Below are 15441 nucleotides of genomic sequence, written 5' to 3'. Positions count from 1 at the left end.
CACTTTTATAATTAAATTTCGTATTTTTCAGGGTGCATTTTCATCATTTTGGAAATGAATTCTTTTTTTGGAAGATGTCCATATTCTCTCATTAGATCTTTACATTCTTGATATTCTTTCAAAGCTCAAGAGGTATTTTCAAAGCCACTTACTTTAGTAATTCCGGGCCTTTTTCAATTTTTATAATTTGAAAAAAAGTACTTAATTTCCTCTAGTCATTTTGAATCAAGATCTTCAAGAGCTTTAATATTTTCTAAGCGATAGTCATCATCATGGACTGCTATTAATTTAGTATCAGTTTCTCCATCATCAATCATCTTCATAGCTCCAACTATTCTTGCATTTAGTGAAGTTCCTGGTAAGAATTTTTCTTGAGAATACACCAAAACATCAAGTTCATCTCCATCTCAATCAAGGGCATCTTCTAAATAACCGTAGTTAGCTGGGTATCTAAAATCACCTCTTAAAATTCTATCTACTACAATTTTGCCCCTTTTACGATCATATTCATATTTAATATTTGAATCTTTTTGTATTTCAATATTTACTACTATTTTTGACATATGAGCATTTTAACACAAGAAATTTAAAATAAAAATTATTAAAAAAAGAGTTAAGTATTTTTACTTGACCTTTATAAAATGTGTTATTATAGTCACATTGTTAAAAATTATTTAATATCAATTATTGATATATTAAAACTATTTATTTATCAAATCAAAGGAGAACAATGGTAAAAATTAGACTAAAAAGAGTAGGTAAAAAATTTAATGTTATCTACAAAATTGTAGTAGCTGACTCAAGAGCACCTCGTGATGGTAGATTCATTGAAGAAGTTGGAAACTACAACCCTCATTCAAAATCTCTTAATCTTAAAAAAGAAGCAATCATTTCTTGATTAAATCAAGGTGTAAAACCTTCTGATACTGTAAAAAGATTACTAACTCGTGAAAAAGTTTGAGAAGAATTTACAAGTTTAAAAAATAACAAAAACTAATGCTTAAAATCAATTTTCTAACAATATTTCCTAAATACTTCGATTGCTTTTTAAAAGAATCAATTATTGGTAAAGCAATTGAAAGAAAAAAAATTTCCATAAATGTTATTGACTTTAGAGAATTTTCAGAAAATAAACACAAAAAGGTCGATGATAGTGTCTATGGCGGAGGGCAAGGAATGCTTTTACAAGTCCAACCTATAGCCAAAGCTTTAAAAACTCTAAAGGGACTAAAAATTTTAGTTTCTCCACAAGGAAAATTATTTAATCAAGAAATTGCAAAAGAAATAGTTAAAAATCACTCTGAAATAACTTTTGTCTCAGGAAGATATGAAGGTTTTGATGAGAGAATTCTTAATTATATTGACATAGAGCTTTCAATTGGTGATTATATTTTAACTGGCGGAGAGCTTCCATCAATGGTGATGGCAGATTCAATAATTAGACTTTGAGAAGATGTAATTAAAAAAGAATCTTATGAAAATGAATCTTTTGAAAATAACTTGCTAGATTATCCTCAATACACTAGACCAAGAGTTTTTGAAGGCTTTGAAGTGCCAGAGATTCTTTTAAATGGAAATCATAAAGAAATAGAAAAATGAAGAAAACAAAAGCAAATAGAAAAAACTAAAATTAATCGACCAGATTTATACGAAAGGTTTAAAAATGAAAAATAAATTATTGCAATTAGTTGAACAAAATCAAATTAGAAAAGATTTACCTAATTTCAACACAGGTGATAATGTAAAAGTTCACCTAAGAATTAAAGAGGAAAACAAAGAAAGAATTCAAATTTTTGAAGGTCTAGTAATTGCAAAAGATGGTCCAGGTAAGGGACTAAGTCAATCTTTTAAAGTAAGAAAAATTTCTTCTGGAATTGGAGTTGAAAAAGACTTTCCACTAAATAGCCCTATTATTTCAGCTATTGAGGTTATCAGAAGAAATAAAGTAAGAAGAAAAAAACTTTACTACATTAGAAACAAAAGTGGTAAAAGTGCAAGACTTAAAGAAAAAAAATAATTTCTTTATTTTTCAAGTTACAAAAATAAATAATTCAAATTTAAAAAAGTCTTTTTTTCAAAAAGATTTTTCTCAAATTGCAAGATCAAGTGCATTAAGTTATTAATAATTTTTATTAATAATCGAGCACTTGATTTTTTAATAAAAAAGCCTTATCAAAAATAAAAATTATTAATAGTTATAACAAAAAAGCTTTCTAAAAAAGTTGTGTTATTAATTGTTGCTAGCTTTTGTAATTCTTTGCAGAGCTAAAAATAATTTAGTTTAATTAATTAATTAATTAATTAATAAGTTATAAAAATTCAAAAAAACAAAACAAATATAAAACTCAAATTAATTTATTGTAGAAACTTATAAATTACAAATTCTTAGAAGTTTTTATAATTATTATCTAAGTTATGATGTAAAAAATGTACTTTAATAAAAATGCATATTAAATACAAAAAAGCATTTTTTAATCTTTTAATTTGATAATTAAAGATTTTATGTTGTTTTATTATCTTGAGCTTTTTGATTAATTAAAGGATTGTCAAAATTTTCAAAAGTTTCAATCTTTTTATATTTATCTGGATAGAGTCTATTAGCTAGTTGAACACGAGAAGCTAGTGATTTAGTATTAAATTCATCATAGTGACCAAACAAGTCTAATCTAGGACTAGAAATTAAAACAGTTTGTCATAAATTATTAAATACACCCATATGAATTCCATATAAGTTACCTTCATCATCATAGACCGCTGATCCTGAAGAGCCATCAACTAAATTATTAATTTTAGAATCTCATATACCATTTATTTCATGATGCATACCAATGTTGTCACTAACTTCATATCCAAAATTATTTGAAATAGCTCATAGATCACCAAATTTCATTTTTAATTGCACATTTTTTCTATAAAAGTAACTAGAGTCTTGAGCTAATTTACCTAGTACTTGATCTTTATCATTTGGAAAAGCAACTATATATGAATCAAAAATTTGATTAATTTTTATATGTTTTATTTTTTGTGAAATTTTAATAGGTTTTAAATCTTTTCATTGATAGAAATGTTTTGAAATTAAAAAGTTAATATCATTTTCTTTATCAGCTTTATTTTTATTATTTTCATAATATGAAATAAATTCACTTATATCAATAATACCAACTTGTAGATCAGCACCATTTTTATTATCTTCTGTTAGATTATTTCCATCAATTATTTTATTTTCACTAGCTTCTCAAAATAATTCGCTTTTTAAATTTCAATTTTTATCTTTATTAAAAATTGAACTTATATCATTTTCATTTTCATGAATTTTAGGTATTACTATAGTTGTATTTTTTAATAGTGGAACATGTTTATTTGTACCCACATAATAACGATTATCATTTGGATCATCATTTACTTTAGCAATAGCTCATAAAGATCCATCACGATTTCCAAAAGATCTTTTTCTTAACATTTTAAAAATGTCATTGTCATTTGATTTGGTTATTTTTTCATTAACATCAAATTTGTATATTTTATCTTTATTTTTATTTAAGATAGTTTTGAAATTTCAATTATTTGATTTGCTTACAAGCGCTTGACTATCAACTGGTATTGAATCATTACTTCAATACATAAAAGAAGTGTAATTATGATTTAATTCTAAAAAAGTAGAAAACTCATTAGTTAAATTATGAACATAACTTTTGGTGTTAATTTTTCCTTTTCTAGGCGAAATAACAAAAACTATTTCATCATTTTCTAGTTTAACATCCACTTTCAATCTAGAATTAATAATCTTTTCTATATCTTTTATTTGTCTTTGTCAAAAACGCTCTGTTCCTTCATTGAAGCCATTTAATTTATTGTTTGGTCTTTTTTTAAATCTATTTTTGTAAATTTCTTTTCAATCTGCAATTAAATTAATTTTTACATTATCTAAATGTTTTTTTGTTTTTAATTCTTCTAGTGCAAAAGTAATTCCATATGAGTCTAAAAACATTTGTCAGTAATGTAAATTAACTCATTCATAAGAAGCAAAGAAATTAAAATTTATTAATGTATCTTTGTAATTTTCATTGTTAAATAAAGATAGTTTTTTTCTTATTTCATATTTGTTTGGATCAACCTTTTTTAATTTTTTCTCTTCAAAAGACTCTCATAAAATTTTTCAATCATAATTAAGGCTTTGATTATTTTTTAAAAAAGTAAATGATTTATTTATGAAATTTTCATCATTTTCTTTTTGTTGATCTAAATTAAGTTGAGAATTTTTAAATAAAAGTCATTAACTGATAAATAATTATTTTTAGTTAAATCAACTTGTTCAACTTGCTTTAAATCTAAAGTTGAATCATTGTCTTTATTTTCAAAATTTATATTATTTGTAAAACTTTTTGTATCATTTTTTTCTTGAGGAACTAAAAAATTTAATTCTATTGAATTTCTTTTATTTTCACTATTTCATAACTCTTTAATTAGACTTAAATCCTCTTTATAAACTAAGTCAATTTTTATTAATTTTCAAATGTTATTTTCAGGAAATGAATTAATCAATAAGGTATTGATAATTTCTTCATAAGAATAATATTTAACAAAATTTTTACCATATACAAAATTTGTATTTTTTATATTTGCTAATTTTTTTTCATTAAAATGCAATGCAAAATATTTGTTTTTATAAAAAGATATATCTTCATTATTTTTTAATTCAAATTGCATTTTAAATGAATTGAAATCTTTAGTTTTTTCCACCTTAATTCTTTGGATTTGAATTTCAAAATTTGATTTTATATCAAAATTTATAAATTCAGGTATGTTGTATTTATGTTCTAAATTTGCACTATAGATATTAGTTAAATAAAACTTGTTATAAAACTTGGATAATCAATTTACATTTTCAACAATTAATTGTTTATTTTTAAAAGTGGCAATAAATTTCAAATTAAAATCATAATTATGTTGATAAGGTTTAAATTCCAAAATAAATCTTTGATTTTCTTTAAAAAATAGAGGTGGGTTTTTAAAATTAATAATTAAATTATTATTTTCATGTTTAAAATCTATTTCATTTTTTTCAAAAGCTAAATTACTATTATTTTCATGTGAGTCACTAAGAGAGTCAAATGTAATATTTTCTTTTGAAATTTTATATTTATCATTTATGAGTAATTTAGAAAAAAATTCTTTAACATTTTCTAAATTTAAAGATGGACTTTCAACTTGAATAAAAATATTTTTTTCTCAACTATAAAATTCTTTTTCGTAATTTTTATTATCAATACTAAAAGTTAATTTATTTTTATCTTTTAATTCTTCGGAATTTTTTATATTAAAAACTAAAACATGTTTGTTTGAATTACTATTTATTAAGGTTAATTTATCAAATATTTTATTTGAAAAAATTTTTGTTGAATTATTTAAATTTTCATTTTTATTTGAATTTAAATTATTTTGTTTTTCTTGTTCTATTTGCTTAGTATCTTGATCTTCTTTTTGTTGATTTTGATCTTGCTGAATTTTGTTTGTATTTTCATCATTTTTTTCTTTAGAATCATTACTATTTGAATTTTCTTTATTAGCTTTTTCATCTTGGACATTATCATTTAATTTATCTGAATTATTTTTTTGTAATTCATCATTTTTTTGATCAGAACTATTATTGTTTGAATTTTCATTATCTTTAGGATTTTTGTTTTTTTCATCCTCTTTTGAAGAAATATTATCAGTGATTTTTTGTTCAGTTTGACTAAAATTAATTTCTTGAAATTTGATTTTAAATTTTTCATCTTTAGATACAAATTCATCTAATTGAAATTTTGCATTATTTTCTATATTAAGTAGAGAAAAAATAATATTATCTTCACTTAAATTTAATATTGTTTCTTTTTTCACAATTTCTTTAGTTTCACTATTTATAAAGGTAATTACTCCTTCAATAATTTTTTGGTTTTTGTCTAAATTATTTTTAAATTTAAATTGAAACTTTTCTGAAATCGAAATTAAATCACTAGATTTTAAAACAAAATTTTTTGCACTATCATTTTTAACATTACATGCTACTGCTGTTAAAAGTGTTGTTAAATTTAATGATGCAAATAAAATTAAAAATCCTTTTTTCATATCAAACTTTCTTTTTTGTAATATGGCTAATAAATATAAAAACTCATAATACAAAATCTCAAATTATAGAATCATATTAAGTGCATATAATTATAAGTTATTAATCAAAACTATAACAATGAAAATAAAAATATATTCTTTTATTAGTGTTTTTTGAAAAGATTATTATTGGTAAATACAAGGAAAAAAAGTCAAAAAATAATTTAAATTATTTTAAGTTTTTGAGCAGGAAAATAAAAATTAAATAATTTATATTTTGTAGCTTTTTTATAAAATGAAAATACAAAAAAAGGTATTAATTTAAATGATAAAAAATTCTAATAAATCTCAAGTTAAAAAACCATGTTAGCTTAGTTAAAATCTCTAAAGCTTTTTTAAATACTTTGTTTTATTTTGCTTTTTATGAAAAATAATTTACTAGTTTATAAATTAAATTTTTTAGATTTTAAAGTATGACTATTTTATTGCTCTTCTGTAATTGGATCTCTTTTAATTATAGAGATTTGATCTGAATTACTTTCAAGTTTTAAAGCTTCACTAGCAAAACCTATTTTGTTAGCTTTATCAGAAATTTGATTATTAATTGTTTTAACTTCATTGCCTAATTCTTCTAGAGACTCTAATGATTTTTTTTGTTGCTTTTTACTATTTTCATATTTAGTTTGTATTGATTGATGATGTTTTAAAATACTTACAAATAATTCTTTTACTTCTTTTAGGTGTTTTTCAATTAAATGAGTTTTGGCAAATAAATTAAAGTGGTTGATATATAAAATAACATTAGATGGAGAAACTGGAAGAACTTCTTTATATTTGTCCATAATTTTTTGACGAAAAGGACTTGTGATAAAGAAATAATACATAGCTTCACTAGGGAAGAACAAAAAGGCATGAGTTGTTGTTTTATCTTCTACAACATATTTTTTAGTTTCTTTAAAGCGCTCAGTAATTGAATTTTCTAATTTTTTCAAGTTCTCAACACTAGGATTTTCATTATATTCTCTAAAAACTGTTGCTGGAAATTTAGAGTCAATTGGTAAAAGAACTTCATTTCCTCTTTGATTTAAGACTTTGATAGCAAAATCAACTCTAGTTTCACCTTTGATTTTATATTGTTTAGAATAAACCAAATTAGCATTTGGTAAATAATTTTCTAAAATTTGTTCTAGTAAAGTTTCACCTAAAGTCCCAAATTTTTTATTATTATCAAAAATTGCTTTCATGTCTAGAATGTTCTTATTAAGTGCTCCAATAATATTAACATTCTCTGTGAGTTTTTGGACAGTTGTTATTGCTTGTTCAAAGGAAGTCTCAATTTTTTGAACTAATTTTTTTGAAAGTTCATCATCTAGTGTTCCTTTAATCAGATCAATTTGCTTAATAACTTCTTCTTTAAGAGTATTTAAAGATTTGTTGTTTTCTTCTCTTATATTTTTTAACTCTTCTGTTTTTTCGAGACTAATTTTATTCAAAGTTTCGTTTTGGGTGATTCAAAGTTGATTATTTAAATCATTGATTTTTTGAGTCATTGTACTTTTTAAAGAATTAGGTTGATTTTCATCTAATTCAGTTTTTATTTTTTCTGTAGCAATATTAAAATTATCCAAAGTTGAATTTTCAAATTTCTCAAATTGACTTTTAACTTCATCTAAAAGTAAAATTTTAATTTTTTGCATTTCTTTTTCTACAAGTTTTTCATCAATTGATGGATTCTTAAGATTTTGTTTTTTGAAAAACAAAACTAATCATGTAATAAAAAATGTAATAACTGAAATTAATAAGATTATAAGTATTACTAAAATTGCCTTTTCCATATATTAACCTTCCATTATAAGCTATCTAACTACTTACATTTTATATTGTTTAATTTGATCTTCAAAGTTAAAATGTAAAAAATAAAATTCTAAAATAAGCCATTATTCATTAATAAAAATATTAATGATCTTTAAGATAATTTTACATTTTAGTAAGGTTTTTAATAATAACTAAAGATAAATAAAAATAGTCTTTAGTATTTGTTTTGGAAAAATAAATTAGTGAAAAAATCTTCAAGATCTTTGTTTTGATTTTTCTTTCTTTTTAAAACAACTAATGACTCATAAGGGCTTAAAAAATCAACTCTATCTTGATAGTCATCTTTTTCATATGAACTAAGAAGCACTATGATATTTTTAGAATTATAAAGAGCTATATTTTTATTATTTAGATTAACAAGAATTTGAATTTCAAAATCCTTGTTTTTAAAAGCATATTTTAGTAATTTTGAAGATGATCTATAAACTTTTAGCTTTGTTTTAGCTAAAAACTCTAGAAAAAAAGAATCTTTAAAAATCATTATTAATTTTTTATAAAAATGAAAAATTGATCTCGAATCTTCTCATTGAGAATTAACATTGTTGTGATCTAATGAGTCAATATAGCTAGAAAAATTATTTTTTGCAAGCTGATTTTTAGTTCAAATCATTGGATAACTAGAGTTTTTGTCACTTATTTGTGCATAAGAATTTGAGAAAGTTTTTTGGTTAATACCTTTTGATTCTAAAAATCTTTTGTTTTCATTAAATTCAGCATTTTTATATTCTTTGATAAAATCACTTTTTAAATTTAAAAGTCCTATTTCATCACCGAAAAAAATTCCCTTACTATTGTTATTGAAAAAAGCTAAAATTGCCAGAGACTTTGCAAATTCATCTCTTGAAAATTTGTTTTTTTCTCAAAGTGAAAGTGCTCTTCCAGTTTTACCATTATTTATTTTAAAAATAATGTTAGGTTTTTGGATCATCATTTTCACTTTTGAATAAAGTGTTTTTGGTTCAAATTTTTTTAGAAGTTGAATTTCATAAAAATTATAAATATTCAAAAAGTTAATAGAATCATCAATTAAAAAATCATAGTAATTTTTACTGTGATTTATAAGTTTTCTATGTTTTTTAAAATCAACTAATTTTGAAGATCAAATAACTAGATTTTTTAAACTATTAGCTTTGATTAGTCTATTGATTTTTTGAAGTTGTTCTAAAGTTTGATCATTTAAAGCATTTTCTTCTTTTTCATCAAATAAAAATTCAAAGTTTTCTAAAACAAATGATTTAATTCCAATTTCATTGAAAAAACTTATTAGCTCACTCAACTTTTTTGAATTATTGTTTAAAGTTCATAGATTTTCAATATTACTAGTTTGAGTTTTGAAAAAATTGGATTTATTAATATCTGTTTTATCAACATTTTTTAAAGGTTCATTTAAACTTGAATTTTTGTTTTCATAATTTTTTTTAATCTCTAAAAAAGCATTGTATATTCTTTCAATATTCAAAAGATTTATCTTCATTGCAAATTCAATTTTGTTTTTTCTAAAATTTTGACTTAGATCAAAAAAATCTTTTAAGCTTCCAATTTCATCTTCAACTTCTTTTATTTGTTTTTGAGGTTTTAGATAATATTCAAGAATATTTTCAATAATAATAAAATCAACTTTTAAGTTTTTAAAATAGTCAAGAGTTAAGTTAATACCTTTGTAATCACCATTAAAATTTGCACTTTTAGAAAAGAATAAATCTTGTTTTAGTTGATAAAAAATATACTTTGAATTTTTCATAATTTTAATTATAGTGTCTAATTAATTTTAGAATAAAAAAATCTAAAGCCATCTCAGGATCCATATATGTAGTTTTGATTCTTTTATCAGTTAACTCTAATAATTCGATAATTTCATTAATTGAGTTTTGACTAAAACCTTTAATTAAAGAAAAAATTTCTTTTGCTCTATAAATGTGCACATTTAAAATTTTAGCAACTTGATCAAGTGAGTGATCTAATTTGATGATGTTGTTAATTTTATTTCCTAAAATAAAAGCTGATGAAATTTGTTTTAAAAGATCTAAAGGTTCAATTCCTGAATTTTTTTGTTCTAAAAATGTTTTTCAAATTGAATTTGAATTTCTAGATTTGATTGAATTGATAAATTCAAAGTTAGGTTCTTTAGTATAAAAACCAACTGACTTTTCAATCATTTCTCTAGTGATGTTTTGGTTTTCTAAAAATAGTTTATTAATTTCATTTATAACAATTGAAATAGATGATGAAACATTGATTAATAAATAAGAAATAAGCACTGTTGAAATTTTAATTTTGTTTTTAGTAACATAGCTTTCAATGAATTTAATTTTTTCATTTAACTCAAGTTTTTTATAGTGTTTTACTGAAGCTTTTTTTAATAAAAAATCACTTAAAAAATTTTTTTCAATTTCACCAATGTGAGAAAAAATAAAAATTAAACTTTTATCATTTTCTATTATTTCGCTAAGCAATTTTAGTTTGTTTAAAATTACTTTTGAAGGTCTTGGATTTTCAAGTAATTTTCAGTTTTTAATATGAATTATTTTATTAGGACTAAAAAGATCTTTTTGAACAATATCATTTAAAAGATCATCAATTTCAAAGTTTTCATAAAATGTAAAAACTATCGAATCTTTTTTTTGATTCTCAATTATGTTTTTTGTTTTTGATTCAATTAAAAATTCTTCTTGTCCATAAATTAAATGCATTGTTCAAATTATATTTATTTATAAAATAAATTCTTAAAAATTTAAAATTTTAATTCTCACACAAGTGAAAAAGTATTTAGACTTTGAATCAACTTATCAAAAATTAAATAGATAAAATCTATGAAATTTTTAAGTCAAAAAAATAACACACTAACAATAAAAACAAATGAAATAATTGGGCTAAAAATTATTGAATAAAAAAATGCAAAAGGATAAATTTTGTTTTGAAAAATTATCAAAATTAAAGCAGAAGTTGCATAAGCTAAAAATGAGATAAATAAAGCTTTTAAAATTTTATTTTTAAATTTGAATTTGCTTGATCATAAAATAACAAAAGTTATGCTATATGTAAATATAGTTGAAAGTGAAAAAATAACATTTGGATTTATAGTAAAAATTGCAACTAGTGAAATGAGCAAAATTTGAATTTTCGATATTTTTACTTTGCCCTTTTTATAAATAAAACTCTCATAAAAAAACTTGAAATAATAGAAAAATAAAACCCGATATATTGGCATTGAAATTCCAAGTAAAATTACCAAAGATGAAATCAAAAAGATGCTAAAAAAGTTGGAATAAAAAGGTTTTATTTTAACTTTGTTAAAAGCAAAATTTAAAAGTCAAAAAATTAAATTTATGTGAAAACCAGAAATTACTACAAGATGAACTATTCCAAGATTTTCAATGGATTTATATTCTTTTTGATTTATTTGACTTTTATGATTAAGTAAAATAAGAGGAACATATTTTTGATAATAACTAGGAGAGTTTTCAAAGTAGTTTTTGATTTTATTTCTGAAACTTTTGTTTGAAAAAGTTTTAGTAATTTCTTTGGTTTTAATTGTTGAAAAAACGAAATTAGATTTTAAAAAATTAGCATAATTTGAATTATCTAATTTTTCTTGTTTTCCTTTTATTTTGTATATAAAATTTTGATCTAAATCTTTATTAGTTATTAAAAGAATTCTTTGAAAATTATTTTGAATAACATAGCCATTTTTATATTTTTGTGAAATAGCATAGTTTGCCTCTACTTGCAAATTAGTTTTGTTTAAATAAAGACGATTTATTCCAATTGAAAAAAAGCAAATACTTAGAGATATTGAAAAGTAAATTAATTTTTTGATTTTCTTTAAAGAAAAAACAAAAAATAAAATTGTAATAATTACTAAGAAAATTTTAGAGTAGTTAAAAAATAAAAAAAATAAAATTGGAAAAAATAAGTAAAAGTTTGTATTTAAAGTTGAATATTTTTTTTCAAAATATTTAAGGTAATAGGACCTATGCCATTTATTGAATCAATTTCTTTTCAAGAAACTTTTGCTCCTGTGTCTTTAAGTTTGATTAGTTTTTCAATAATATTTGATTTTATTGACCATGATTTTAAAAGCTCCTGAGTTATTTGATCTCATCTAATTTTTTCAACATTGCTTTTTAGCTGAATTTTATAAACTTTATTTTCAATGGCACTAGATTCTAGATTAATTCCTTCTAAATCAGCATTGGTCATCAGTCCAGCTTCTTTAAAAATAGTTCTTAAACTAGCTTGTCTTTTAACAAGTTTAATTCCTGGATATTTAAAAGCTCCTTTTAGAGTTATTGTAATTTTGTCACTTTTTTCTATAGTAGTTTTTGAGTTATTAACTGAAAAACTATAGATAAAAAAAGAAGCTAAAACTACAACTAAAGCTGAGACTAGTAAAAGTTTTTTTCACTTGGATTTGATCATAATTTCATCTTTGAGTTTAGAAAGTATTTTTTTTAATCTTTTTAGACTCATTTATTAATAGTCAAAAAACTGAAAAATTGCAAAAAAAAGAAAAATTTAAGAAAACTAGCCTTGTTTTTCCTAAAAGCTAGTTTTTCTTAAATTCAATTTGTTAATATCAGCTTTAATTTTTATTTAATAATTAGAGACTCTTCATTCATATCTTCATGTTTTTCAATGTCAAGATAATCTAGGATTGTAGGGCTTATGTTTGCTAGTTTTCCATCTTTTAATTTTAGGTTTTTATCACTTGTAATTAACATTACTGGATTTGAAGTGTGTTTGGTTTGAGGATTTCCTTTGTCATCTTCTGTAACTTCAGCATTGCCATGATCGGCTGTAATAAAAACTGTGATGTTATTTTTTTGAGCAAAATCAACTAACCTTGAAAGTTCATAGTCAAGAATTTCAACAGCTTTAATAGTTGAAGTTAAAACTCCGGTGTGACCTACCATATCAGGGTTTGCGTAGTTTAAAATAGTTAGATCAAAGTCTTTGGCATTTTTAATTAGCTCATCAGTAATGCCTTTAGCCGACATTTCAGGATGATCTGCATAAGAGCGTACTTTTTGAGACTCAACCATAATTCTTTTTGAGTTTTTATATTCAATGTCAACTCCACCATCCATAAAATAAGTTACATGAGCATATTTTTGAGTCTCAGCTAGTCTCAGCTGTTTTAAACCAGCTTTTTCAGCAACTTTTCCAATTGGATTTTTAATTTCCATCTCTTCAAAGGCAATTAAAGTTTCAATTCCTTCATATTTCATCATTGAACAGAATTTGTTAATTTTGACTGGTTTTTTTGGCTTAAAATCATATAAAGAAGAGCCAATTAATAAATGAGTTAATTGACGAGCTCTATCAGGTCTGAAGTTAAAGAAAATTATGCTATCTCCATCTTTAACAAAGTTAACATTTTTGCTTGCATTAATTGATGGAATAAAAAATTCATCGCTAATTTCTTGAGAGTATTGCTTGTTTAAAAACTCTGATCAGTTATCAAATTTTGAATTAGAATTTCCTAGAAGAGCTTCATAGGCTTTTTCTGTTCTTTCAAAGATTTTATCTCGGTCCATTGAATAAAATCTTCCTGAAATACTGGCAATATCATAGTTATATTTGTTGGTTATTTTTTCAAGTTTTTCAAAAGAGCTTTTAATTGATCGAGGAGCTACATCTCTACCATCTCCAAAGACATGAACTGAGACTTTTTTTAGTCCTTTTTGATAAGCTACATCTATTATTTCAAATAAGTGATCTTCTAAAGAATGAACTCCTCCAGGAGAGACAAGGCCCATTAAATGAAGAGTTGAGTTATTTTTTTTAACATCTTCAATAACTTCTAAAAAAGCCTTATTATTAATAAAATTTTTTTCCTCTAAATCTTTATTAATTAAAGAAAGCCCTGTATAAACTATTTGACCAGCTCCAATGTTTAAATGGCCTACTTCTGAATTACCCATTTGCCCTTCAGGAAGACCTACAAATTTTCCTGAAGCTTGAATAAAGCTTCAAGGAAATTCTTTGAACATTTTGTCAAAAAATGGTGTTTTAGCTAGTTCAAAGGCATTACCAATTTTTTCTTTTCTTAGTCCTAGTCCATCAATTACAACTAAGATAACTTTTTTATTTTTTTTGTTTTCCATAATTACTTTAAAGCATTAAAGGTTATTAGTTCAAAAAAACTATCAACCTCTAATGAAGCTCCTCCTACTAAAGCTCCGTCTATATCTTCTTGTTTCATTAGATTTTCAATATTTGATGGACTAACACTTCCTCCATATTGAATTATTAAATCTTTTGAGGTAATTGATCTAATAAACTTACAAATTTGTTGAGCTACTTCAGCTGTTGCTACTTTTCCAGTTCCTATTGCTCAAATTGGCTCATATGCAACAACAATTTTAGAAAGATCAAGAGCTTCAAGAGATTGTTTAATTTGTTTTTTAATAACAGCTTTGGTTTTTCCAGCTTCATATTCTTCTAAGCTCTCTCCAACACAAATAATTGGAATAAGTCCATTTTCAATGGCAGCTTTGGCTTTTTGATTAACAATTTTGTTAGTTTCTCGATAGTTTTGTCTTCTTTCGCTATGACCTACAATAACATATTTGGCATTAATTGATTTAAGCATTTGTGCACTAATTTCACCAGTAAAAGCTCCACTTCGATTTTCATTTATGTTTTGAGCTACTAAATTAATGTTAGTTTTTTCAAGTAATTCTTTGTTAAAAAGTGACATATTTGTAAAAGACGGGGCAATTCCATATTCAATATTTTCAGAAATTTTTGCTCCATTAAGTGCATATGCATTAGAAAAAGCATTGATAAAATCACGTGCCTCATCATAAGTTTTGTTCATTTTTCAATTACCTATAATTAAAAGTTTTTTCATTTTTCTCCTAGAAATGAGCCTTTTTGGCTCAAAGTATTATTTAAATTTTACAAACTTTTTTAAAAATTAAAAAAAATTGGCCCAATTAATTACTTAGGCCTTTTTTGAAATAATTTTTGAAATAAATTAATATGATCCCTTAGCTCTTTTTTGATTAATTAAGTTTTTTTCAAAATAAGATTTTTCAATTTCTTCATTTGAAATATTTAACAACTTAGCTATTCCTAAATAAAGTGAGTAAACCTCTAAAATAGACTCTTTTGAAGGTTTTTTCATAAACTCAGCTATTGAGATAAAAACAGCTCTAAATTGCTCGTTAATATCGGGCGAAATTACTTTAAAAGGGATTAAATTGCTTAGCTGATAATAAAAGGAGATTGAATTTAAAAAATGAATTCCATCTGAGTATTCTTCTTTGACTTTAGCTAGGTCAATTTGTTTTGAAAGTTTTCAATATTTAAATGATTGAACTTCATTTGCTAGTTCAGAAACTTCAACTAAAAGTGCAAGAGCAACTTTATTTTGAACAGCTTCAAAATTTAAAATGTTACATTTTTTTAAAATGAGATTATCTAGTTTTTCTTGCTCGCGCAGCATTTTTTCGATATTAAACATGATTGAAT

At 23.1% G+C, this 15441-nt stretch carries 14 protein-coding genes; 3 read left to right on the top strand and 11 right to left on the bottom strand.

From position 1 onward, the window contains the following. Positions 1–11 precede the first annotated feature (11 nt). Positions 12–563 (bottom strand): inorganic diphosphatase, encoded by a 552-nt coding sequence (locus tag EXC36_RS02295; protein ID WP_010925271.1) that lies wholly within the window; start codon positions 561–563, stop codon positions 12–14. A 167-nt stretch (positions 564–730) separates the two neighbouring features. Between EXC36_RS02295 and rpsP the strand changes: the two genes are divergently transcribed. Genes rpsP through rplS form a run of 3 tightly spaced genes read left to right on the top strand, consistent with a single transcriptional unit; the run spans position 731 to position 2017 of the window. Then, positions 731–997, top strand: coding sequence for a 30S ribosomal protein S16 (gene rpsP / locus EXC36_RS02290; protein WP_010925270.1), 267 nt, complete (start codon positions 731–733; stop codon positions 995–997). Beyond that, a complete protein-coding gene (gene trmD / locus EXC36_RS02285; RefSeq protein ID WP_010925269.1) occupies positions 997–1674 on the top strand; it encodes a tRNA (guanosine(37)-N1)-methyltransferase TrmD in 678 nt (225 codons plus the stop codon). Before rpsP ends, trmD begins: the two co-directional genes overlap by 1 nt. Then, positions 1664–2017: a 50S ribosomal protein L19 gene (gene rplS, locus EXC36_RS02280; protein WP_010925268.1), complete on the top strand. Its 354-nt coding sequence runs from the start codon at positions 1664–1666 to the stop codon at positions 2015–2017. The genes trmD and rplS overlap by 11 nt, the downstream gene beginning before the upstream one ends. A gap of 483 nt (positions 2018–2500) precedes the next feature. On the opposite strand, the gene EXC36_RS02275 is transcribed toward rplS, so the two are convergent. The 10 genes from EXC36_RS02275 to EXC36_RS02230 form a co-directional block, all read right to left on the bottom strand. Next, a complete protein-coding gene (locus tag EXC36_RS02275) occupies positions 2501–3988 on the bottom strand; it encodes a hypothetical protein (protein ID WP_129690269.1) in 1488 nt (495 codons plus the stop codon). 251 nt (positions 3989–4239) lie between these two features. After that, entirely contained in the window at positions 4240–6108 is a 1869-nt protein-coding gene (locus EXC36_RS02270) for a hypothetical protein (RefSeq protein ID WP_010925266.1), read from the bottom strand. A gap of 461 nt (positions 6109–6569) precedes the next feature. Further along, positions 6570–7922 carry a DNA recombination protein RmuC gene (rmuC, locus tag EXC36_RS02265; RefSeq protein WP_010925265.1) on the bottom strand — a complete coding sequence of 451 codons (1353 nt, stop codon included), beginning with the start codon at positions 7920–7922 and terminating at the stop codon, positions 6570–6572. A 194-nt stretch (positions 7923–8116) separates the two neighbouring features. After that, the gene (locus tag EXC36_RS02260; RefSeq protein ID WP_010925264.1) at positions 8117–9703 is read right to left on the bottom strand and encodes an alpha-amylase family protein; all 1587 of its coding nucleotides are present in this window, start codon (positions 9701–9703) and stop codon (positions 8117–8119) included. A gap of 4 nt (positions 9704–9707) precedes the next feature. Further along, complete coding sequence (gene holA, locus EXC36_RS02255) at positions 9708–10652, bottom strand: DNA polymerase III subunit delta (protein WP_010925263.1); 945 nt, start codon at positions 10650–10652, stop codon at positions 9708–9710. Positions 10653–10693: 41 nt separating this feature from the next. After that, positions 10694–11965: an MAG0480 family ComEC-like protein gene (locus EXC36_RS02250; RefSeq protein ID WP_010925262.1), complete on the bottom strand. Its 1272-nt coding sequence runs from the start codon at positions 11963–11965 to the stop codon at positions 10694–10696. Further along, complete coding sequence (locus EXC36_RS02245; protein WP_129690267.1) at positions 11890–12432, bottom strand: MAG0490 family ComEA-like DNA-binding protein; 543 nt, start codon at positions 12430–12432, stop codon at positions 11890–11892. Before EXC36_RS02245 ends, EXC36_RS02250 begins: the two co-directional genes overlap by 76 nt. A 119-nt stretch (positions 12433–12551) precedes the next feature. Beyond that, the gene (gene gpmI / locus EXC36_RS02240) at positions 12552–14069 is read right to left on the bottom strand and encodes a 2,3-bisphosphoglycerate-independent phosphoglycerate mutase (protein WP_010925260.1); all 1518 of its coding nucleotides are present in this window, start codon (positions 14067–14069) and stop codon (positions 12552–12554) included. Positions 14070–14071: 2 nt separating this feature from the next. Then, the gene (gene tpiA / locus EXC36_RS02235) at positions 14072–14818 is read right to left on the bottom strand and encodes a triose-phosphate isomerase (protein ID WP_010925259.1); all 747 of its coding nucleotides are present in this window, start codon (positions 14816–14818) and stop codon (positions 14072–14074) included. A 126-nt stretch (positions 14819–14944) separates the two neighbouring features. After that, on the bottom strand, positions 14945–15433 hold the full coding sequence (locus tag EXC36_RS02230) for a dUTP diphosphatase (RefSeq protein WP_010925258.1): 489 nt from the start codon (positions 15431–15433) through the stop codon (positions 14945–14947). Positions 15434–15441: the final 8 nt, after the last annotated feature.

The organism is Mycoplasmopsis pulmonis (genome assembly GCF_900660575.1).
Taxonomy (GTDB): Bacteria; Bacillota_I; Bacilli_A; order Mycoplasmatales; family Metamycoplasmataceae; genus Mycoplasmopsis_B; species Mycoplasmopsis_B pulmonis.
Note: the sequence above shows the minus strand (reverse complement) of the source record. Positions and strands in the feature narration are given on the sequence as shown.